Here is a 21,685-nt window from a genome sequence, read left to right as displayed (position 1 = left end):
CTATTTCCGGAGCACTGAATTATGCTGTTCCACCCCCTTTTTGCAATGCATATTATGGATAAACTACCAAAAAAGCAGAAAAAATGTCTTCGAAAAGCTTAATCAGCAAGATTCATACCAATTAATTCCCCGGCAGCAAAATATATATAAAAAAGGCGGCATTTCGCAGCTTGCGTCATGTCGCCTCATAGGTACAAAGTAATTGGAATACTATAAAGGTATATCAGAATGGTTCACTCACTATACTGATAAGAAAGCCTATAGCAAGGGAACTGTACTTGATTTGCGGCCTATCCCAAAATCATAGACCAACCCGGCGGCTTAAAATATTCGCCCTGGTTCTTTCGCCCGGTTAGCTATAAGTTGATCCCGGTAAACCCGCACTCCTGCTTATATGGAAAAGCTTTTGCAGCTTAACTGTTTTTGGTGGAGGGATATATCAAAATAGAACAGGAAGTATACCAAGATGTGGAATGGGCGTCATAAAGCCGTCCGCCCTTATTCCCCTTATCTCTTAGTCCAGGCCGTATTTGGCCAGCTTGCGGTAAAGAGCCGAGGTATAAATCCCCAGCATTTTAGCTGCCTGAACCTTGTTGCCGTTGGTTTTTCTCATGGCTTGAATGATTATTTGCTTCTCCAGCTGTTCAAGGCTTTCCGACAGGGTGGCAGGGTTGGCGTCATCCTGGTCGTTGGGAGAATAAGCATTTTCCACCAGGTGGGGAAAGTGTTTAACGGTGATGCTGTCCTCCCGATTCATGTCGGCCAGATTAATGGCTCGTTCCAAAAGGTTCTCCAATTCTCTGATATTGCCGGGCCAGGAGTAGTTTTGCATGAGCTCGATGGCTTTATGGGAGACCTTTTTAATATTGGTACCCAATTTGCCGTTTATTTTTCTTACCAGAGCATTTACCAGCAGGGGAATATCTTCATTTCGTTCCCTTAAGGGTGGTATATTCAATGTTACGACATTCAGACGGTAAAAAAGATCCTGGCGGAATCTCTGTTCGGCTACCATTTGCTCCAGATTGCGGTTGGTGGCGGCAATAACCCTCACATTGATAAAAATCGGTTTGGTTCCTCCCACCCTTTCAACCACCCGGTCCTGCAGCACGGTTAATAGTTTGGTCTGCATGGTTAAGGGCATGTCGCCTATCTCATCCAGAAAAATAGTACCGCCCATAGCCAGTTCAAATTTTCCGTGCTTCCCGCCTTTTCTGGCTCCGGTAAAAGCCCCTTCTTCATAGCCGAATAACTCAGACTCAAGCAGGTTTTCCGGCAGGGCGGCGCAGTTTATTTTTACAAAGGGATGATTCCTGCGGTTGCTGCAGTTATGGATGGCGTGGGCGAACAATTCCTTGCCGGTACCGCTCTCACCCGTTATAAGGACCGTAGAAACGGTGTGGGATAGCTGTTCGGCTACCGATTTGAGTTTTAGAAAACCCGGGGAACTGCCGATCAAATCATCAAACTCCCACTGGGCTTGGTAGCCCTGACGAATTTCTTCTCTATAGATATTTAACTCCTTTTCCGTTTCCTGCAGCTTATTCATAAGTATTTTGGCCCCGGACATATCCATGAACAGGCTGCGGGCAATAGCGCCGATGATTTCCCCGTCCTTGATAATCGGTTGCCGGGTAACTATGGTATTGCGCCCGTTTATGCAAAAGATATCGGCTTCATCAAAACGTCCGGTCTTTAGAATTTCAGGCAGGAGCGAATTCGGGGTGACCTCCAGAATATATCTTCCTACCACCTGACTCTTTTTCAGACCCAGGGAGTCCAGATAGGTAGGATTCATGGCCGTGATTAGGCCATCCTTGTCTACGATCACATAAACCATGTAAGGGCTTTCAATCAAAGCCTCGGAAATAGCCTTGAATTCCTTTTCCGTTTCCTGCAGCTTGTGCATAAAAATCTTGGCGCCGGACATGTCCAGAAAGAGGCTTTTGGCAATAGCACCGATTATTTTGCCGTCTTCCATAACCGGCATCCGGCTCATGATAGTGTCCCGTCCCTTGATGGACCAGATGACTGCTTCATCAACCCGCCCGGTCTTTAAAATCTCCGGCAGTTCTGAGTTGGGCAGGATATCGAGGATGTGCTTGCCTACCACTTCCTCTTTTGGCATTTCCAGAATATCCAGGAAGGTACGGTTCATGGCCGTGATGATGCCGTCCTTGTCCACGATGACATAGAGCATATAAGGACTTTCAATCAAGGCCTCGGACAGAGCCTTGAATTCCTTTTCCGTTTCCTTCATCTTCTGCATCATGATTTTGACTCCGGAAACATCCAGGAAAAGACTCTTACCGGTGGCCCCGATAATTTCTCCATTTTTAATAATCGGCAGGCGGGTGACGATGGTGTCCCTTCCGTTGATAGGCCAGATATCGGCTTTATCCACCCGGCCGGTTCTCAGCACTTCAGGAAGCTGGGATGTAGGTATTACCTCCAGTATGTACTTGCCGATGACATCCTTTTTCTCCAGCCCCAGCTCGTCCAGGTAGGTCTGATTCATGAGGGTAATAAAGCCTTGTTTGTTTACGCTTACATATACCATATAAGGGCTTTCAATTAAAGCATCGCAATAAGCGCTGAATTCCTCTTCGGTTTCCTGCAGCTTTTGCATCAGAATCCTGGCGCCGGACATATCCAGGAAGAAGCTTTGCCCGATGGCGCCTACTATTTCTCCGTCTTTAACGATAGGAAAACGGGTTACCACGGTATCATTCCCGTTGATGGGCCAGATATCAGCCTTGTCAATCCTCCCCGTTTTCAGCACCTCGGGAAGTTCAGAGTGCGGCAGTACTTCCAGCACGTGCCTGCCCACCGCCTGGTCGCGGCTCAGACCCAATAAATCCAGAAAAGTCTGATTCATCAAGGTGATATAGCCGTCCTTGTCCACTATCACCAGCGCCATAAAGGTACTTTCGACCAGAACTTCACCGATGTCTTCAATATTATAACTGGGCATTTATCCCCCTCCCCCGTCTGCCAAGTTATTCATAAAGCATCTATACAAATTATACATTTTTCTACTTATTCAGACAAAAGCAAGTATGGTGAACCGGGAAGGTATACCATTTGTTTAGTGGTAATAAGCTATATTGCATTTATATATCTGAGCAGTCTCAAGCATCTGGTGCGTCTTATGTCGCTCAGCCCCGGGCTGGAAACCATACGGGGCCCGTACAATTTTGCTAATTTACAATAGGGGATTGGTTTTTGCGGTCTGCCATCGAAATGGTTTTTTCACCCCCCGGCATCAGGCGTCGTCTTCGTCCCAAGGCCTGAACCCTCTTCCGTAGACCTCGACCGTATCAGTTATAGTAAGAAAAGCCTGGGGATCGAGCTGGAAGATCAGCTCCTTCAGACGTGGAATTTCAGATTTGCCGGTGGTTACCATAATTATATTTTCGGCCTGCCCGGTATAGGCCCCTTTCCCAATTAAATAGGTACATCCGCGGTGCATTCCGTGGAGAATGGCATCAGCGATATGCTCCGATTTTTTTGATACTATGATAACCGTCTTTTTCGTTCTGAATCCGGAGGTGACGTTATTAACCATGCTTGCACTGGCCAACATGGTTATGGCGGAGTAAAGGGTCAACTCAATATTGGTGGTGATAAGTGCGGTAATCAGTACGATACCATTGGTAACGAAAAGCGTAGTACCGAAATTAACTCCCCAGAGACGGTGTATGATCCCGGCGATAATGTCCAGACCGCCGGTAGACCCCCTGAACATCAGAGCGGTGCCGACTCCGCATCCGCTAAGGGCTCCGCCGAATACAGCCGCAAGGAGAAGGTCATCTATCCCCAGATGTATCTTCAGTGGCGCCAGTAGGCCTAAAAAAACCGTAAGGCTTATGGTGCCGATAAAGCTATAAAGAGCGAAGCGCATGCTGACCAGCTTGTAGCCCGCAATAAATATCGGAATATTTAATCCCATATACCATAACCATATCGGGTAGGAGGTGGTAAAGTGAAGAGCTATGGCGATGCCGCTTAAGCCCCCGGTTACTAGATGAGCGGGTGCAATAATGAATTGGATGGCGGCCGCGGTCATGAAAGAACCCAAAGCTATGCCTGCAATATCCTTAAACGATATTTTTTCCAGGGCAGTATTCTTAGACATTCAATAAATCTCCTTAAACAACAAAGAATTGCAACAAACGTCGACACAACTCTTTAAATATTACCATAAATCAGCACCATGGAGGTATGGTTTAATCAGGATAAAAAAACATAGATAATCAACCCCGCCGGGCAGTTAAAGTCAAGACTTGCTATTTGACTACTTCAGCAGCAAAATGTTAACATGCAAGCGTTATAAACATTTCCAGTCCGAGCCGCGGTAGCATTGAGACCGCGCAATCGGGACGCTGTATCCAGGATTGGCGGTATAAGATGTAGCAATCATAATGATTTAACGAGGTGTCCTGTGAGTAATAAGGCTGATGATTCCATCAATAAGGAAGTTCCCTTCTGGATTACGTTGCTTCTGGCGATTTCGTGCGGGGTAATCGTTGCCAATGTCTATTATTCCCAGATTATAGTGGGGCCGATAAGCATAACCACCGGAATTCCTGCTCAGGCTGCCGGCCTGATTGTCACCATGACTCAGATTGGCTACGGCGCCGGCTTGCTCTTTTTAGCACCATTGGGAGATATTATTGAAAACCGCCGCCTGGTGGTAGTGACCCTGCTGGCTACCGCTTTGGCATTAGCTGCCGCAGCCTGGGTGCGTCAGGCAGTACCCTTCCTGGCGGCCTCACTGTTTATCGGGCTGGGGTCGGTGGCAACTCAGATGTTGGTCCCTTATGCCGCCCATCTGTCACCGCCGGAAACACAGGGCCGAACGGTGGGTAATGTCATGAGCGGGCTGTTGATCGGTATTTCGATGGCGCGTCCGGTTTCCAGTATGATAACGGACCTCTTCGGCTGGCCTGCCGTATTCGGCTTGTCGGCCATGGTAATTATTCTCCTGGCCATTGTACTGGCACTAGCTCTTCCGCCCCGGCAACCCTCGGTAAAGCTCCGCTATGCAGTCTTGCTTCGCTCCATGTGGCAACTGCTGCTAAACACTCCCATCCTGCGCCGCCGGGCTGCTTACCAAGCCTGTGTGTTTGCAGCCTTTAGCGTATTCTGGACTACGGTTCCCTTGCTGTTATCAGGCCCTGTTTTTCAATTATCGGGGCGGGAAATAGCATTATTTGCCCTGGTAGGAATATCAGGCGCGTTAGCGGCGCCGGTAGCCGGTCGGGTTGCTGACCGGGGCCTGGTTCGCCCTGCTACTGCAGCGGCTATTGGCATGGTGCTCGTATCGATGCTGCTGCCGTTGCTGGTCAAGCCTGGTTCGCCCGGTGCCATGCCGGTTCTGGTAGGGGCTGCGATTCTGCTGAACGCTGGCGTGTTTGCCAACCAGGTATTGGGACAGCGAACCATTTATGCACTGTCCGCTGAAGTAAGAGGCCGGTTAAACGGATTATATATGGCCATATTTTTCGCTGGGGGAGCTGTCGGCTCATCGGTTGGGGGATGGGCATATGCTGCCGGCGGATGGATCCTGGCATTATTGGTAGGATTGGCATTCACGGTTATTACCTTGTTATACTTTTTAACTGAAAAATAGGATCGGCGGCAAGGGGGCGATGTTGCTCAGCATTTCGGAATGTAAGCAACTGCATCTCCTTGTTGCCGTTGTTTCCACTCCCTGGTCACGGATAACGGCGCAAGAACCTGGTTTGCATGGGCCGACCGCCTGTTAGCCTTCGGCAATTCCTATACCAATCGCACCCGGTCCGGAATGAGCCCCTATCACTGCTCCCACCGGGCTCAGGTAGATGGGACCATTAAAGTTAAGCCTTTCCCGCAGTTGGGTAACCAGATAATCAGCATCCTCTTCACAGAGAGCGTGCTGTACACAGATGACCGCTTCCTCGGCCTGTTTAATACGTTTGACCGCTTCATCCACCAGGAGCTGCAAAGCCTTCTTCCTGCACCGTACCGGTTTGATAGGGCGGACTACTCCACCCCAAAATTCGCATACGGGTTTTATATTGATTAATTTTCCCAGGAAAGCGGCTGCCCCGCCTATTCGCCCTCCTGCCCGCATATAGGTAAGCTCGTTAACGGAAAAAAGAGACACCACTCCGGGCAAAAGCTCCCGCACCCGCTTAACCAGTTCTCCGGTAACCATCTGACCCTGTTCAATCAGTTGGGCGATTTTGATTTCCAGGGCGGCTTGGCCGCAGGCGCAGGTATTTGATTCCACGACCTCAATTTTGGCATCAGGGTGACCCTTGCTAAAAGCATTTGCAGCCATGGTGGCTGACTGAAAACTGGACGATAGTGCCTTGCCAATAGTAGTAACGATCAAATCCCGATAGCCTTCGGCATACTTTTCCTCAAAAGCCTGAGTCCATTCTGCAACTCCTGGAATTGAGGTTTTAGGGATTCGGTCAGGCTGATCCTTCATCCGCAGATAAAATTCCTGGCTGCTGATATTAATATGTTCGCGATACTGCTGCTGTCCGCCGAAATTAATATGAAACGCCACCTCTCTGATGTGGTATTTTTTAAGTATCTCCCGGGGTATGCTTCCGGCAGAATCAACTATTTGTGCTATTTTCCGCTGCATGTCATCCGCTCCTTAGTAATCAAGTAGCTGTATCAATTACCTGCATAAATTATTCCCTATATTAATAAGTCTGTAAACCATGCGGCTGTGATTTTGACTGGTTATGCAGAGATTGACATGTCCCGTCCAACAGATTATTGTTGATAATAATTAGTGAAGTGCGAAACTAGTCAAATTACTGGTGATAATGTCATAATTAAATTATATGATGTGATGAGCAGGTCAAGCTGACCCTGCGGGTGTTGCCTACAAGGCTAAATTTCTCTGTCTATACAGTTAAGGAGGAGGTTTTGCTTACCATGGAGGAAGAGATTCGTTGGGTTAAAACTCACTGTGCGCGGATGGATCATGGTGGTTGCGGCCTGCTGGTAGGGGTCAAGGATAATAAAATAATCCAGATAAAAGGAGACCCGGAAGGATATTTGAATAGGGGGTACACCTGCTATAAAGGCAGGGTATCGGCCGATCGTTTAGCCCACCCGAACCGTCTCCGCTATCCGCTCAAACGGGCGGGAGAGCGGGGCGAAGGGAAATGGCAGCGTATTTCCTGGGATGAAGCCCTGGATGAAACTGCGGCCAATTTGCTTAAAATCAAGGAGAAATACGGGGCCCGGGCGGTAGGTTTTGGTGTCGGGATGCCCAAGGGTCTCGAACATTTCGTCATGATTCGGCTGGCCAATATCTTTGGTTCGCCCAACGTCGTCGCCTCTCAGGACGTATGCCATGCACCGCGGGAGGTTACCGGCCTGCACACCTGCGGGTTTTACCCGGTTGCCGACCTGCATAATCCCACCAGCCTCATACTCTCCTGGGCCAGTAACAACCTCTCTACCAATGAAGAGGGGCAGATAGCGGGCCTTACTCTGGGGCAAATTAAAAAAGGCACCCGCTTGATCGTGGTCGACCCGCGCAGGACGGAACTGGCCGAAAGAGCCGACTTATGGCTGCAGCTCAAGCCGGGAACGGCACCGGCGCTGGCTCTGGGATTTCTCCATGTTATCATCGAGGAAGAGCTCTACGACAAAGATTTTGTGGAGAATTACACCTATGGTTTCGAAGACCTGGCCCGACATATAAAACAGTACTCTCCGGAAGCGGTTTCTGAAGTCACCTGGATTCCCCCGGAGTTGATCAGGGAAGCGGCGCGAATGTATGCTGCCGCCAAACCTGCCGCCCTGCAGTGGGGAAATGCCATCGAACATGACGTCAACGTTTTCGATGCCGCCCGCTCGCTGGTTTGTCTGATGGCTATCACCGGGAACCTGGAGGTGCCGGGCGGTAATATCAATGCCCATGATCCTAAGATTATGGGACTGGGTGAGTTCGTGCGGGCCGACCTTATTCCCGATAAACGCAAGCAGATGCTGGGCGCCTATCACAGTACCATCCCTCGGTTAATGACGGTTCCGCCGGCCTATTTCCGCCAGGCGGTGCTTGAAGGGAACCCATACCCGGTCAGGGGATACTACGGCATGTGCACCAATCCTCTGGTGGCCTGGGCTGACAGCCAGGTGACCTATGAAGCCTTCAGCAGTCTTGATTTTGTCGCGGTGGCCGAAATATTTATGACTCCTACCGCCGCCATGGCCGATATCGTCTTTCCGGTAGCCCATCAATATGAAATGAACGATATCGGCCATTACGGAATCGGACACGGAATGATACTGGCCCGGCCCCGGATCGTCGATCCGCCGGAGGAATGCTGGCCCGATATAAAAATTATGAATGAACTGGGAAAACGGGTGTCGCCGGCGGAATTATGGCATGATGATTTTGAGGAATTTCTCGAAGACGTAGTCAGGCCCGCGGGTTTGACTTACCGGGAGTTTGTTGCCCGGGGCTACCTCAAAGGACCTGATCGCTTCAGGCTTTATGAAGAGAAGGGATTCCGCACCCCTACGGGAAAAGTCGAATTGAAGTTAAGCACGGCGGAAAAATTTAAATTAAAACCGCTGCCGGAATTTATCTCCCTGCCGCAAGAGCCTGATTCCGAGTTTCCGCTCATTTTAATCAGTGCCAAGAGCCGCTATTACCTTCTGTCTTCCTACCGCTGGGTTGATAAACTCAGGCGGAAAAGACCGCAGCCGACAGTTGAGATCCACCCCGAAACGGCAAAGGCCTGCGGGATCAGCGACGGCGACCAGGTAGTGATTGCAACCAGGTACGGCGAGATCGTTCAGACCGCCAAAGTCACCGATATCGTTCATCCTGATGTAATCAGCGCGTCCCTGGGCTGGTGGTTCCCGGAAGGAAATGAAAAAGAGCAATTCGAATGGAGAAAATCGAATTTTAACATGCTCACTTCTGTCGGTAAACTAGGCAGGGAATTCGGAACCCCCAACCTGAAGAACATACCCTGCCGGATAAGGAAACTATAGAAGACGGAATATCTCAGGGGCCGCAGCCAGTACAGCCAAAAGTCTTGGCCCCCAATAATAAAATTTAATCTGATTAATAAAAAGGCTACAGTTACTGCTTGGACTATGCGGGCTGTAGCTTTTTTATCGCTCTGATCAGCTGCGGTAATACTTTTTATGATAATAAATAATATTACATGCGGTATAGCAAAAACTTTTTTGCCCAGAACCGTCCGAACAGGAAGGAATTATTCAACAACAAGGGCTTGGCTGGTTGACAGTCTATAAACAGACAGGTAAAATATAACTGTCATATGGTTATATAATACAATATATAACCTAAAATTATGGTAAAGGTGCTTCCTGAACCAATAAGAGAGGAGATTTTAATCTTGAAAAGAAGAGGGCTTGCAGTTTTTTTGGTATTACTGCTGGTATTGGCTCTGACCGTAACCGGCTGCGGGAGCCGGAATACCGGTACTCCCAGTACCGATACCGGCGACCAGGCCAAGGAGGTTCCCACCTTAAATATCAGTTATATTTTCACCAACCACCAGACTCCGCTGGTAGCAGCCATGCATCAGGGTGAAAAGTTTAAAGATAAGGGGACTTATTTAAAAGAAATTGTACCCAAAGAAAAGTATGAATTATATTCTGACGGGATCAAGGTCTGCAAGCTTAATGTGGTAACAGCGAAAAGCGGCTCCGAAACCGCAACCCTGTTCGCGCAGGGGCATATAGATGTTGGCTTGGCATCGGTAACGGCCATTATGACCGCAATCGACAGCGGTACTCCGATAAAGATACTATCCCCCATACAAACTGAAGGGATGGCTTTAGTTTTTCCCAAGGGCAGCGAGATAAAAAATTGGGATGGGTTTGTCAATTATGCTAAAACATCTGCCAGACCCGTAGTAATTGGTTATCATTCCCCCACCAGCGCGCCTAAAATAGTGTTTGAAGCGGCTCTTTTCGATGCCGGGCTGAAAACAACCCAGGATGCCAACGATACTTCGGCTGACATACTGCTGGCGGACCTTAAAGAAACCACTAACTTTATTCCTGCCTTAACCGGTAAACAGGTGGAAGGCTGGGTCGGCCCCTCGCCCTTTCCGGAGGTTGCGCTTACCGAGGATGTTGGACAGGTTGTGGTCCAACTGCGTTACCTTCCCCCGCAGGGTAAATGGCATGACACTCCCTGCTGCGTAGTAGCAGGAAGCGATAAAGCTATCGCCAGCTATCCGCAGGAATTAAAAGCCTTATTAAAGCTGATTGCTCAGAACAGCGAATGGTGCAATCAAAACCTGGAGGAAGCGGCGAACATTACTGCCGAATGGATTGGCATATCTAAAGAAGCGGCCGAAAAAGCAACTCTTAAATACACGACTGATCCTTCTGCCAGTTGGAAAGAGGGGATCGGGATATACCTTAAAACGTTGGATAAGATGAGTAAATTTAACGGCCAGTTAAAGGGTAAGGAACTAAAGGATGCAGAAGCCCCCCTTTTCGACTTCCGGTTCGTAAAATAGTCGGGAAACACACTTTTGCCTGCAGGTTCCCGGAGACGTTTTGTCTGCCGGGAACCTGTTATGCTATATGTTCGTTCAGGGGAGGAGTAAAAGGTGGCACGGGTTAAGCATGGTTTTCTAATTTCTTTAATAATACCGCTGTTGTTCATAGTCGTATGGTGGGGCTGTGCCCTGCGGGTCAGTAATCCTATTATACTTCCGGAGGTAAACCAGGTTTTTGCCCTCTTATTCAAGCCCACGGAGAATCTGATCAGCATGGGCTCGCTTTTAAGTAATATCCTGGTAAGCCTTATTCGGGTCATGGTGGGCTATATACTTGCGGTGATGGTTGCCATACCTATGGGAATAGTTATGGGCTATTATGGTATCGTTTTTAATCTGTTCAATAATTTTCTGGGGCTGTTCCGCCCCATACCGCCGCTGGCCTGGGTGCCGCTGGTGCTGGCCTGGTTCGGAGTGGCAAGCTTTGCTACCCTGCTTGGAGTCGAGGAAGGACAGGTTTATATATGGTTGAGCAACTTAAAGATTTCCATGATTTTTATCATATTTGTCGGAGCCTTTTTCCCGGTACTTACCAGTTCAATTTACGGGGTGAGAAGCGTAAACAGGACTTTGATTGATTCAGCCCTGGTATTGGGCGCAGACAACCGCGAGATATTTAGCAAAATCCTTCTTCCCGCTGCAGCCCCTTCGATTGTCAATGGGATGCGCACCGGGCTGGGCGTAGCCTGGATGTGTCTGGTTTCGGCAGAAATGCTTCCGGGAAGTATTTCCGGGGTAGGTTATCTTATCACCCATGCCTATACGATTGCCCATACGGATGTGGTCGTTGCCGGAATGATCAGTATAGGGGCAGTGGGAGCCTTGTTGGATTGCTTGTTCAGAACCTTTGAAAATAGAAAATTCAGGTGGCAGCGATTGGCCCGATAAAAGAGGAGATAGCTATGCAGGAGGAGATAATTGACATAAAAGACGTCAGCAAGATGTTTGCTACGGAACAGGGGCTGAGTATTCAGGCCCTGGAGCCCGTTTCGCTGCGGGTAAAAGAAAATGACTTCATCTGTCTGGTGGGGCCGTCCGGCTGTGGCAAATCTACTTTGCTGCGAATCATGGCAGGGTTGGAACAGGCCAGTTCAGGGCAGATATTATATCGGGGAAGTATGGTTACCAAGCCTGATAAAAGGCTGGGGATGGTTTTCCAGGAATACTCCTTGCTGCCCTGGAGAACCGTTTTGGATAATGTGGGTCTGGGACTGGAATTAGCGAGAAAACCGGCTGAATACTGTAGGAAAACAGCCATTAAATACTTGGAAATGGTAGGGCTGGAGAACTTCGCTGGCTCATATCCCTATGAACTATCGGGTGGAATGCGCCAGAGGGTAGCCATAGCCAGGGCTCTGGCCAACGACCCCGATGTCTTGCTGATGGACGAGCCTTTCGGAGCTCTGGATGCTCATACCCGGATCATATTGCAAAAAGAATTGCTAAAAGTCTGGGAAGCAAATCGCAAGACCATAGTATTTGTTACCCATAGTGTTGACGAAGCTATTTATCTGGCCGACCGTATCGTGGTGATGACAGCTGGCCCGGGCAACATTAAAGGACAAATAGATGTTAGTATGCCCCGCCCCAGGGATAGAGCCAACCCGGCTTACGGTAAATTATCGGCTCGTATTTTAGACATGCTGGAAGAAGAGGTAGCAGCAAGTCAGGGAGTGGGGTATAAGCAGTGATGTAAAGCACTGAGCTGAGTAGGTGTTATCAGGGTGAAGGGTTGGCAGCCCCCTTACCCTGAGATGCTTTTATTGAGACTCTGAACTGCATAATGCTCCGGAGGCTTGGGAATTATCAGTTGCTTCATGATCGTATGCCGGCCTATCTTCGTTTTCGCTCAGCTTCCGCATCTCCCGATATATTAAGGCAGCAGTCAGCATAATTGATAGTGTATCGGCAATAGGCGCCGTTCGCCATACCCCTTCTATACCCCAGAAATGCGGCAGGATAAGGAGCAAAGGGATAAAGAACAAGACCTGTCGGGACAAACTGAGCACTGCTGCCTGACGTGCTTTGCCAACCGCTTGGAAATAGGTAGAGCTTATGATCTGGAAGCCGATAATGGGGAACATCGCCATAAAGGTCAGCATAGCATGGGTAGTCAAGGCTGTCAGTGCAATATCTTCGTTGCTGAACAGCCCGGTCAATTGCTCAGGCCAGATATGAATAGCCAGGTATCCCGCTGCAGCTATGCAGGTTCCTGCTAAAACAGCTTTTTTCCAGGTCTCCTTTACCCTCTTATACTGTTGGGCTCCGTAATTGAAGCCGATAATCGGCTGCGCCCCCTGGGCCAGTCCTAATATGGGCATAAACAGCAGGGTGGAAATGCTCATCATAATGCCGACTGCTGACAGGGCCATATCCCCGCCATAGAACATCAGAGTTTTGTTAAGTATGAGCTGCTGTATGCTGTTGGCCACCTGCATGGCAAAAGGGGCAAAACCAATGGCCATAATGCCGGTTAGGATAGGCCAGTTAGGCTTCAGGTTTTTCAAACGAATCTTTACCAGACTCCTGCCGCTCAAGAAATAGCTCAACACCCAGGCGGCGGATAGCATTTGCGCCAGGACGGTTCCGAGAGCTGAACCCTTGATTCCCCAACCCAGGATGAAGATAAAAACGTAGTTCAGCCCGGTGTTAACCACCGCACCCAGCAGTTGCGTATACATGGCCATTTTAGGGTTACCCTCCGCCCGGATGAAGTTGTTGGCCCCCATGCTGATGGAGCCAAACACCGAGCCCAGCATGATAATCTGGGTAAAATCCTTAGCATAGGGAAGAACCTCCGCGCTTGCCCCGAAGGCAACCAATATAGGTTCGGCAAACAGTAAGAAAATGATTGCCAGAACAGCTGGCAACAGGATTATCATGGCAATGCCATTCCCGGCAACCTTCTCAGCGTCCTCCTTTCTCTGTTCGCCCAGACGGATCGATATCAAGGCGGTAGCGCCGACCCCTATTAAAATAGACACGGCCATTAGAATAATCATTATGGGAAAGGCGACGGTAGTTGCAGCTATTGCTAATGAGCCAATTCCCCGGCCTACAAATATACGGTCTATGACATTATAAAGCGAATTAACCAGCATGGCGATAATGGCAGGCCAGGAGAAACTCCAGAGCAGCCTGCCGATATTACCGTCGCGCATTTCTTCCGAACGATCCATAAAACGATCCTGCTTTCAACTAGTCTATAACCCTAACATTTTAAATGAACCAGGCAAGTCAGTCAATGTTTTTTAAAAAACAAAATGCAGCCTTAAGGGATAAGAATGGACTGGAAACTGGTATAATAGTAGGCAAGACCCAGCGGGGGCTGACTTTCCGCAGGGTAAAAGCCCTCCAAGCCAGCAAGATGTGGAAAAAACATTTTTTTGGTAAAATTTTTAGTTGTTAATCTGATATGCGTTATAATAAAACAGTAATTTTGAGGATAATGGCAAAATGGACGAGGAACGGGAGCGTTCACTATAATCGGCAGGGCGCTATGAAACAATCTTAATTATAAAGAAGAGAGAATCTGATGGGGGAAAAAAAACCGGAAGCTGTTCCCGGCTGCCGCATAGAAAAAGCGCAACCCCAGGATGCGGCGATGATGTTAGAACTATGGAGGTCGATTCCCGGACTGGGGGTAGGCCGGGGGGATGACGAAGGATCGCTTAAGGCCTTTATGGACAAGAATCCTTCAACCTGCCTGGTGCTTAAAAAAAATAAGCAGCTAATTGGTACGGTTCTGGGGGGATTTGACGGTCGGCGCGGATATTTGTACCATCTGGCGGTACATCCGGATTACCAGGGCAGGGGATATGGCAAAACGCTTCTTGGACAAGTAAGCCATGAACTTAAGCTGCTGGGAGTTCCTAAAATCCATCTGTTTGCTTTCAGCGATAACCTTGAGGCGGCACAGTTTTATAAAAACCAGGGATGGGAGCGCCGCCGGGATATCAAGGTTTTCTCCTGGGATACGAATAATAATGGATAAGCGTGAATAGGGCAGATCCTGGCCGGCAGCGTCAGTTTATCAGGAAGGCGTTAACGGATCAGGCTACTATACAAAACCAGAGAGGTGGGTTTTTAATGACAGTTGACCGAGTAATTATTATGGGTGCAGCCGGAAGGGATTTCCACAATTTCAATACCTATTTCCGGGACAACCCGGATTACCGAGTAGTGGCCTTCACAGCTACTCAGATCCCGGACATAGAGGGCAGAGTATACCCCCCGGGATTGGCAGGAAACCTATATCCGGAAGGCATTCCTATATATGCTGAAGAAGAGCTGCCGGAGCTGATTAAAAAGTATAACGTAGATCAGGTGGTCTTTGCCTATAGTGACGTGGCTCATGAATACGTTATGCACAAGGCCTCGTTGGTCAATGCCTGCGGAGCCGATTTCAGGCTAATGGGGCCGGACAGGACTATGATTAAGTCCAACCGCAGGGTGGTAGCAGTTACAGCGGTTAGAACGGGCAGCGGCAAAAGCCAGACTACCAGATATGTCGCCAAACTGTTCCAGGATGCCGGCAAAAAGGTGGCGGTTATCCGCCATCCCATGCCGTATGGCAACCTGGAAGAGCAAACAGCTATGAGATTTGCGACTTATGATGATCTGGACCGATTTCAGTGTACCATAGAAGAGCGGGAGGAATTCGAGCCTCATATTGACAACGGCATTGTAGTATACGCCGGAGTGGATTACGAGGTTATACTGCGCCAGGCAGAAGAAGAAGCCGATATAATTATCTGGGATGGCGGAAATAACGATATTCCTTTCTATGCCTCGGATATACACATAGTAGTAGTTGACCCGCACCGCGCCGGGCACGAGACCAGCTACCACCCTGGGGAGACCAATCTGCGGATGGCTGACATTGCCATCATAAACAAAGTCGATTCCGCTGATGCCGCCGATGTGGAGGCAGTCAAGGAAGCCATAAGCAAAAACAATCCGGAAGCAGCAATCATTATGGCCAACTCACCGATCACGGTAGAGCAGCCCGATACCGTCAAAGGGAAAAGGGTTCTGGTAGTGGAAGATGGTCCTACCCTTACCCACGGAGGCATGGCCTATGGCGCCGGGGTAATAGCGGCCGAGAAACTGGGTGCGGGTGAACTGATTGACCCCCGCCCCTATGCCGTAGGCAGTATTAAAGGCACTTTTGCCAAATACAATCATCTTTCCAAGCTTCTTCCCGCCATGGGATATGGCAAAACCCAGATCGAAGAACTGGAACAGACCATCAATAACTCTCCGGCGGAAATAGTGGTTATCGGAACCCCCATCGACCTGCGCCGGATAATGACCCTTAAAAAGCCGGCCGTGAGAGTGGGCTATGACTTGGAGGAAATCGGCAATCCCCGTTTAAAGGAAATCCTGCTCAAGATACTATAACCAGCTGATGCATAAGGGACAAGGAGAATTGCATCTCCTTAGTCCCTTATTTTTTTGGCCCGACCCCATTTTCTGAACCCCGGGTACGCATATATAAACAAGAAAGGCAAAGGAGGTAAAGATTCATGAAAAAAACCGTGTCTTTGATATTGGCTCTGCTGCTGGTAGCCGTAATGTCCACCGCAGCCGCGGCCGCACCAGACAACGGCAAAGGGGGGGCCGCCGGCGGCAAAAAAATCGTAAACAGCCAGAAGCAGCAGCCTCCCGGCCAAGTGAAGAAAATGGAACAAAATACCGGGGTAAAGGCGGAAAAGACGGTTAAAGAGCGGGTCAGAAAATCACTGCAGGAACAATACCGTACAGTTAAAGAGCAGCCCCAATCAGGACAGGTAAAACGCTTCAGCGATACCTACCGGCACTGGGCCAACCAGTGCATTGAAGAAATGGCTGCAATTGGACTTTTAAAGGGCTATCCCGATGGCAGCTTCAAGCCTGATCAGCAACTGTCCCAGGCCGAAGCCTTGTCCCTGGTAATGCGTATTGCCGCCGACGCTGCCGATATAACCATAAATGAAGACGAAACAGCGGATGAAGACCGGAATGCACTGGACAAGATACCGGAATGGGTACGGGGAGACGCTCACAAAGCTGATAAAAAAGGCATTATCAAGCTGAACCGGTTCCACTCGGCCGTACAGGCATCCCGAGCCCAGACCGCGGTCATGATTGCCAAAGCTCTGGGGCTGGAGCCGGTGGACACCAGCAACATACCTTTCAAAGACGGCATCCTGCTTTCCCAAGAAGATGTTGGCTATATTCTGGCCCTGTACCGGGAAGGTATAATCTCCGGCAACCCCAACGGCAGCTTCAACCCCAACAGTGCCATCACCCGGGCGGAGATGGCCAGCATACTGCAAAGACTGCTGGACAAGGATAAAGATGAAAACAAGAGCGAAATTATATCCGTAACCCTGCCCGAAACCGCTGCCGTAGAACAGGGAAAATCCATTACGCTGAAGGCGGTAGTCAAATATAATGATGACAGCACCGACAGCAACGTAAAATGGACCAGCAGCGATACCACATTGGCTACCGTGGCTGGCGGAGTGGTTACGGCTGCAGCCGATAAAACCGGCGCCGTTACCATTACTGCTACCGCCGCCAAGGGCGAATCCACCAAGTCAGCCGCCTGCAAAGTGACTGTCGTCAAGAAAGCCCAGGCTATTGCGGGTACCCTGAAAGAGACCGGTAAAGTAGGGGGGCATGATGGCAAAGTATATCAAGAATACACATTTGAAGTTGATGGAAAACAGATCAGTCTGGCCAAGGATTATGTAAAATCCATAACCCTGCAAAAGGACGGTGCCGATGCGGTCAATCTCACTCCCAACACCGACAGTACCCTCTGGTTTAACGTTCAGCGGGAAACCGGCAAATATACCTTGAACGTAGTCGACAAAGATGACCGGAGCTACGAGGCTGTAATCGACTGGGTGGCTCCCTTCCAGGTGGCGGCAATCGCTACCGGCAGAAGCGGAGAACATGACGGCAGCAACTATGTGGAGTTCAGACTGGGTGAACTCAACCTGTCCAGCTTCACTTTTATGTACCAGATAAAGCCTGATGGTCAGGTAACGGAGCTTACCGCCAACAGCGATACCAACCTATGGTTCAAGACTACCGGTCAGGTCGCCGGCAAACATATCTTTCTCATCAAGAAAACTAATGTCTGGTACCTTGCAAGTATAACCATTTAACCCCTAACACTTTTTTCCTTTCAGCCCGGCTCTGCTTTGAAGCGGGCCGGGCTGAACTATTGCCAGCCGTTCGAGTCTCGCAGTATCGTTTGCCCTATCTGCAATGCCGTCATCCAGCCCCAGCCGATAGAAAAGTACGGCCGATTAGCAATAAAATAGTGATATGGCGTCTGCCTAGATATCTTATGCTGCTTTGGGCCATAATTAAAATAAACGACCCTGAGGCTGTAAGCTGACCCTATAGCAAAGGAGGCTTTCGATGTCTGACATCCATGAACATGAAGTTGTTATAAAGGGCAATATTACTATCCGCGGAACGCTTGCTTTGCCTGAAAAAACTACAGAAGCTTGCCCGGCAATATTGTTTATCCACGGTTCCGGGCCTACCGACCGTGACGAGAATGCGAACGGCCTAAAAATCAATGCCTTTAAAGAACTATCCGACGCCCTGGTACCGTCAGGATACGCTGCCCTGCGCTATGATAAACGTGGGGTTGGGGAGAGCGAAGGCGACTATATCAGCGCCGGTTTCTGGGATTTGGTCGATGATGCCCGGGCAGCGTTGGATTTTTTAAAGCAAGACCCTCGCATTGATGCCCGGCGAATCATACTGCTGGGACATAGTGAAGGCTGCATAATTGCACCAGCCCTTAACGCCAGGCAGGCGGTGCAGGGATTAATTCTATTGGCCGGAATCGCTGAACCGTTTGGGGAAATAGTAGCCCGGCAGGAGAGGCGCATTTTCAGGGAATTTGAGGAAACCAAGGGAGTCAAGGGTTTATTGATACGTTGGTTCGGAGTGGTAAAGCGGGCCCAAAAGGCTCAGGCCGAGTCCATGCAGAAGCTCATGGAATCCCAGGAAGATGTCGTGAAAATGAAGCTGCAAAAGATTAACGCCAAATGGCTGCGGGAGCATTTTGCCTACAACGTGGTAGACGACCTCGCCCATGTGACCTGCCCCGTACTGGCAATCACCGGGGATAAAGACCTGCAGGTGCTGCCGGAGCATGCAGAGATAATAGCCGAACTGGTGCAGGGGGATGCAGAATGCCATATCATAAAGGACATGAACCACTTGCTTAGGATACAAAAGGAACCCGGCTCTCTCCTGAGCCTTAACAAAATCTATAAAGAATCGGTCAAACAGCCGGTTGATCCCGATCTGATCCTGCTGATAAAAAACTGGCTGGACAGAAACTACAAATAACAGCGTTGGGGTCAGGCCCCCCCGGCTTATCGCCCTGTGGCCTCCAGGGCTGTTATCGGGCAGAGCCTCATCAGACACGCTGATAAATACCATCCGGTAGTTCTTGAATCAATCCATATTTGATAAGATAACGCAAATGATTGCGGATGGTCATTTTTTCCCAGAACAGTTCGTACAGGTTTTGCTGCCGGGGAAAAACCAGTTGGAATTGAGCCAGTTCCTCCAGGCTGCGGGGAGTTTTGAGCAGATCAAACAATCTTTGGTTGCGATCCAGCACCACCTGAATATACGTATCCAATTGCCCGGATATGTTCTCCGTTTGCATCCGGCGGTGGGAAGGGACAATTATTCGGGGGGCAATGGCCTTAATCCTTTCCGCCGACCTTATCAGATCATCCACATCAGCACTGTTGCTGCTGTACCAGGGGCCGGCCGGAACCAGATCCATATCGGCGCTGAACAATACCCCTTCTTTTTCCAGGTAAAATCCGTAATGACCGCGGGTGTGGCCGGGCAGGTGCACTGCGGTCAAAGAAATTCCGCCCAGGTCGATCACATCCTGATCATGAAAGGTCCCTCCCAGGGGCATATGGCGGAATCCGGGCCGGGCCAGGACATCTTCCGCGAGAGGCACCACCTGGCCATAGGCATCTCGCTTAAGCCCCATCAGGGACTCCCACAGATTATAGCCGTGAAAACTGATATACTCCTTTTCATCGCTGTAGGTTAGGCGTTCCTCTTCTCCTGCCATAAGCCGGCTCCGGGGGAACAGGCTGTCTCCATGGATATGATCAAAATGAAAGTGGCTGAGCAAGGCCAGTTCGACCTGATCGCAGGCGACATCAGCAAAGGCCCGGGCTCCGGCGCCTAAATCGATTACCGCCCGGCTGTCGGACTCAATATACATACAGTTCCCGTAGGGGTACCGGGGCTTGGTTTCCGGGGCCACTATCCATACCTGCTTTACTACCGGGATTAGCACAGATTAATCACTCCAGTTGAAAGGACATACCTATTTTCCATTTTTTCTCTTTATTCTTCGCAGACCAGGATAAATCCTGCTGTAAAAAGCTGAGCAGATTGTACAGCTGTTAATAATGATCACCGTACATTTAATCAGGGCGATAAATGTACCAATCAGCTATACTGGAGGTAGAATAGGGGACTTCTTTAGTTAAATAGTGGGGAGGGAACAAGATAAATGAAATGGATAGGTATATATTTTGGCCTTTATGTACTGGTCACTATCGGTGTCTACCATATATTGATAGTCAAACTGGAAGCGCGCTTCGGTGTCTGGCCCTGGATTGCCTTTCTCTTAATAGGTTTGGCCTGTCTCTATTTCGCCCTGGCTGCCGCCAGTGATGCCTGGTCGATGTGGTGGGGCTACAATGCTTTTATCAATTTGTGGTCGATAAAAGAGATGTTTGACCAGAACAAACGGGCTCTTGCCAATGGCAGGTGAAAAATGGACGATAAAAACCAACCGGAAAATAGATGGGAAAATGAAAACACCCTGGCCCCAGAGCGGGATATGCTGGAGGAAGACGAAGCCGGGGAAGATAAGCCAGGCAAGCTGATTTTTAAGATCGGAGCCGGCATAACCCTACTGGCCTTCCTGGCATTCTCCTATGCCTGGCTGCCATTATTGCGGCCGCCTCACCTGGATTTTCTCAAACAGGATAAGACTCTGTCCGAGGAAGCCCTGGTGCGCCAGTGCAAACCGGCAGTGGTAAATATTCGGGTAACCAAAACCGGGGGAACGGGAGCCAGAAGTCAGGGAACCGGTTTTAACCTGAATCCCCAGGGGCTGATAGTCACCAATCGCCATGTAGTGGAGGGTGCATCCTCGGTGGAGGTTACCTTCAGTGATGAGAACAGATATTTCAGCCGGAAGATTAAACTCATCGACGGCTATGACCTGGCCCTGGTAAAGCTTGACGGTAAAGACCTGCCCGCTTTAGCGGTGGCAGATGACCGGATAGCAGAGCTGGGACAAACCGTGACCATAATCGGCAACCCCCGGGGATGCCAGCGGATTTCAGCCCGGGGCCAGGTGAAGGAGTATTTTATGACCGAAACCGCTAACCAGGTATTCTCTGTTGCCGCCACCGTTGCCCCCGGCAGCAGCGGCAGCCCGGTTCTGGATGCAACCGGTCGACTGGTCGGTATCGTCTATGCTGCCGGAACGGTAAAGATTGAGGGTAAAGATCAGAACCGGGCCCTAGCCATCCCGGCCGCCGCTCTCACCAAGGATCTGAATTGATAATTGGGCCAGGAAATATTTGAATGGAGCAAATAATGGGAAAAGAAAAATGTATATTCTGTGACCGCGAGGACTTTTTCAGGGAAAACCAGCTTGCCTGGATGAAGTATGACAAATACCCGGTATCTCCGGGACACAGCCTGATTATTACCAAAAGGCACATAGAAAGCTTCTTCGATACTACCCCTGAAGAACGCCAGGCCATAAACGAACTGCTGGAAGAGGCCAAAAAACTGCTGGATCAGCAGTATGACCCGGATGGCTATAATATCGGGATAAACTGCGGCGAAGCAGCCGGACAGTCGATAATGCACCTGCATGTTCACCTGATACCGCGCTACTGGGGAGATAGCGACAATCCCAAAGGCGGGGTGCGGGGAGTGGTGCCGGGTAAAAGGATTTACTAGAGAAGTTAGAGGCGGGGGAATTATATGGCTCTGGACAACTACCGGGATCATTACCGGGCGGTAGATACAGCCGG

The 21,685-nt window shown here is 49.6% G+C and carries 17 protein-coding genes; 12 read left to right on the top strand and 5 right to left on the bottom strand.

Annotation, left to right across the window (positions count from 1 at the left end; all coding sequences use genetic code 11):
- Nucleotides 1-514: 514 nt before the first annotated feature.
- Together ACU70B_RS13480 and ACU70B_RS13475 are read right to left on the bottom strand one after the other, a co-directional pair.
- Nucleotides 515-2,974 carry a sigma-54 interaction domain-containing protein gene (locus tag ACU70B_RS13480; protein ID WP_447184038.1) on the bottom strand — a complete coding sequence of 820 codons (2,460 nt, stop codon included), beginning with the start codon at nucleotides 2,972-2,974 and terminating at the stop codon, nucleotides 515-517.
- Nucleotides 2,975-3,265: 291 nt separating this feature from the next.
- Nucleotides 3,266-4,138: a YitT family protein gene (locus tag ACU70B_RS13475; protein ID WP_447184037.1), complete on the bottom strand. Its 873-nt coding sequence runs from the start codon at nucleotides 4,136-4,138 to the stop codon at nucleotides 3,266-3,268.
- A gap of 306 nt (nucleotides 4,139-4,444) precedes the next feature.
- Between ACU70B_RS13475 and ACU70B_RS13470 the strand changes: the two genes are divergently transcribed.
- Nucleotides 4,445-5,635, top strand: coding sequence for an MFS transporter (locus ACU70B_RS13470; RefSeq protein ID WP_447184036.1), 1,191 nt, complete (start codon nucleotides 4,445-4,447; stop codon nucleotides 5,633-5,635).
- A gap of 132 nt (nucleotides 5,636-5,767) precedes the next feature.
- On the opposite strand, the gene ACU70B_RS13465 is transcribed toward ACU70B_RS13470, so the two are convergent.
- Nucleotides 5,768-6,643, bottom strand: coding sequence for a DegV family protein (locus tag ACU70B_RS13465; RefSeq protein ID WP_447184035.1), 876 nt, complete (start codon nucleotides 6,641-6,643; stop codon nucleotides 5,768-5,770).
- Nucleotides 6,644-6,942: 299 nt separating this feature from the next.
- Here ACU70B_RS13465 and ACU70B_RS13460 point away from each other — a divergent pair, with 299 nt between their 5' ends.
- From ACU70B_RS13460 to ACU70B_RS13445, 4 genes are all read left to right on the top strand, one after another.
- Nucleotides 6,943-9,021 (top strand): molybdopterin-containing oxidoreductase family protein, encoded by a 2,079-nt coding sequence (locus ACU70B_RS13460; protein WP_447185781.1) that lies wholly within the window; start codon nucleotides 6,943-6,945, stop codon nucleotides 9,019-9,021.
- Between the two features lie 371 nt (nucleotides 9,022-9,392).
- Nucleotides 9,393-10,529, top strand: coding sequence for an ABC transporter substrate-binding protein (locus ACU70B_RS13455; RefSeq protein ID WP_447184034.1), 1,137 nt, complete (start codon nucleotides 9,393-9,395; stop codon nucleotides 10,527-10,529).
- A 93-nt stretch (nucleotides 10,530-10,622) separates the two neighbouring features.
- Nucleotides 10,623-11,459 (top strand): ABC transporter permease, encoded by an 837-nt coding sequence (locus tag ACU70B_RS13450; protein ID WP_447184033.1) that lies wholly within the window; start codon nucleotides 10,623-10,625, stop codon nucleotides 11,457-11,459.
- 14 nt (nucleotides 11,460-11,473) lie between these two features.
- Nucleotides 11,474-12,262, top strand: a complete 789-nt coding sequence (locus ACU70B_RS13445; RefSeq protein ID WP_447184032.1) for an ABC transporter ATP-binding protein — start codon at nucleotides 11,474-11,476, stop codon at nucleotides 12,260-12,262.
- A gap of 69 nt (nucleotides 12,263-12,331) precedes the next feature.
- Here the strand turns inward: ACU70B_RS13445 and ACU70B_RS13440 are convergent, their stop codons facing one another.
- On the bottom strand, nucleotides 12,332-13,750 hold the full coding sequence (locus ACU70B_RS13440) for an MATE family efflux transporter (protein WP_447184031.1): 1,419 nt from the start codon (nucleotides 13,748-13,750) through the stop codon (nucleotides 12,332-12,334).
- A gap of 356 nt (nucleotides 13,751-14,106) precedes the next feature.
- Between ACU70B_RS13440 and ACU70B_RS13435 the strand changes: the two genes are divergently transcribed.
- The 4 genes from ACU70B_RS13435 to ACU70B_RS13420 all read left to right on the top strand — a co-directional run bounded on the left by ACU70B_RS13435 (nucleotide 14,107) and on the right by ACU70B_RS13420 (nucleotide 18,938).
- On the top strand, nucleotides 14,107-14,565 hold the full coding sequence (locus ACU70B_RS13435; RefSeq protein WP_447184030.1) for a GNAT family N-acetyltransferase: 459 nt from the start codon (nucleotides 14,107-14,109) through the stop codon (nucleotides 14,563-14,565).
- 95 nt (nucleotides 14,566-14,660) lie between these two features.
- The gene (locus tag ACU70B_RS13430) at nucleotides 14,661-15,974 is read left to right on the top strand and encodes a cyclic 2,3-diphosphoglycerate synthase (protein WP_447184029.1); all 1,314 of its coding nucleotides are present in this window, start codon (nucleotides 14,661-14,663) and stop codon (nucleotides 15,972-15,974) included.
- A gap of 125 nt (nucleotides 15,975-16,099) precedes the next feature.
- Entirely contained in the window at nucleotides 16,100-17,731 is a 1,632-nt protein-coding gene (locus ACU70B_RS13425; RefSeq protein WP_447184028.1) for an S-layer homology domain-containing protein, read from the top strand.
- Between the two features lie 259 nt (nucleotides 17,732-17,990).
- Nucleotides 17,991-18,938 carry an alpha/beta hydrolase family protein gene (locus ACU70B_RS13420; protein WP_447184027.1) on the top strand — a complete coding sequence of 316 codons (948 nt, stop codon included), beginning with the start codon at nucleotides 17,991-17,993 and terminating at the stop codon, nucleotides 18,936-18,938.
- Between the two features lie 70 nt (nucleotides 18,939-19,008).
- Here ACU70B_RS13420 and ACU70B_RS13415 read toward each other — a convergent pair whose 3' ends face one another.
- Nucleotides 19,009-19,920, bottom strand: coding sequence for an MBL fold metallo-hydrolase (locus tag ACU70B_RS13415; RefSeq protein ID WP_447184026.1), 912 nt, complete (start codon nucleotides 19,918-19,920; stop codon nucleotides 19,009-19,011).
- 219 nt (nucleotides 19,921-20,139) lie between these two features.
- On the opposite strand from ACU70B_RS13415, the gene ACU70B_RS13410 reads away from it, so the two are divergent.
- Genes ACU70B_RS13410 through ACU70B_RS13400 form a run of 3 tightly spaced genes read left to right on the top strand, consistent with a single transcriptional unit; the run spans nucleotide 20,140 to nucleotide 21,611 of the window.
- Nucleotides 20,140-20,403, top strand: a complete 264-nt coding sequence (locus tag ACU70B_RS13410; protein ID WP_447184025.1) for a DUF4491 family protein — start codon at nucleotides 20,140-20,142, stop codon at nucleotides 20,401-20,403.
- Between the two features lie 3 nt (nucleotides 20,404-20,406).
- Nucleotides 20,407-21,204, top strand: a complete 798-nt coding sequence (locus ACU70B_RS13405; RefSeq protein WP_447184024.1) for a S1C family serine protease — start codon at nucleotides 20,407-20,409, stop codon at nucleotides 21,202-21,204.
- A 35-nt stretch (nucleotides 21,205-21,239) separates the two neighbouring features.
- Nucleotides 21,240-21,611, top strand: coding sequence for an HIT family protein (locus ACU70B_RS13400; RefSeq protein WP_447184023.1), 372 nt, complete (start codon nucleotides 21,240-21,242; stop codon nucleotides 21,609-21,611).
- Nucleotides 21,612-21,685: the final 74 nt, after the last annotated feature.

It is taken from the genome of Syntrophomonas curvata (genome assembly GCF_052976825.1).
Note: the sequence above shows the minus strand (reverse complement) of the source record. Positions and strands in the feature narration are given on the sequence as shown.

What these genes read in the sequence shown, in the direction of transcription:
- ACU70B_RS13480 (WP_447184038.1), bottom strand. Translation starts at nt 2,974, where the DNA reads ATGCCCAGTTATAATATTGAAGACATCGGTGAAGTTCTGGTCGAAAGT.
- ACU70B_RS13475 (WP_447184037.1), bottom strand. Translation starts at nt 4,138, where the DNA reads ATGTCTAAGAATACTGCCCTGGAAAAAATATCGTTTAAGGATATTGCA.
- ACU70B_RS13465 (WP_447184035.1), bottom strand. Translation starts at nt 6,643, where the DNA reads ATGCAGCGGAAAATAGCACAAATAGTTGATTCTGCCGGAAGCATACCC.
- ACU70B_RS13460 (WP_447185781.1), top strand. Translation starts at nt 6,943, where the DNA reads ATGGAGGAAGAGATTCGTTGGGTTAAAACTCACTGTGCGCGGATGGAT.
- ACU70B_RS13445 (WP_447184032.1), top strand. Translation starts at nt 11,474, where the DNA reads ATGCAGGAGGAGATAATTGACATAAAAGACGTCAGCAAGATGTTTGCT.
- ACU70B_RS13440 (WP_447184031.1), bottom strand. Translation starts at nt 13,750, where the DNA reads ATGGATCGTTCGGAAGAAATGCGCGACGGTAATATCGGCAGGCTGCTC.
- ACU70B_RS13435 (WP_447184030.1), top strand. Translation starts at nt 14,107, where the DNA reads ATGGGGGAAAAAAAACCGGAAGCTGTTCCCGGCTGCCGCATAGAAAAA.
- ACU70B_RS13430 (WP_447184029.1), top strand. Translation starts at nt 14,661, where the DNA reads ATGACAGTTGACCGAGTAATTATTATGGGTGCAGCCGGAAGGGATTTC.
- ACU70B_RS13425 (WP_447184028.1), top strand. Translation starts at nt 16,100, where the DNA reads ATGAAAAAAACCGTGTCTTTGATATTGGCTCTGCTGCTGGTAGCCGTA.
- ACU70B_RS13420 (WP_447184027.1), top strand. Translation starts at nt 17,991, where the DNA reads ATGTCTGACATCCATGAACATGAAGTTGTTATAAAGGGCAATATTACT.
- ACU70B_RS13410 (WP_447184025.1), top strand. Translation starts at nt 20,140, where the DNA reads ATGAAATGGATAGGTATATATTTTGGCCTTTATGTACTGGTCACTATC.
- ACU70B_RS13405 (WP_447184024.1), top strand. Translation starts at nt 20,407, where the DNA reads ATGGACGATAAAAACCAACCGGAAAATAGATGGGAAAATGAAAACACC.
- ACU70B_RS13400 (WP_447184023.1), top strand. Translation starts at nt 21,240, where the DNA reads ATGGGAAAAGAAAAATGTATATTCTGTGACCGCGAGGACTTTTTCAGG.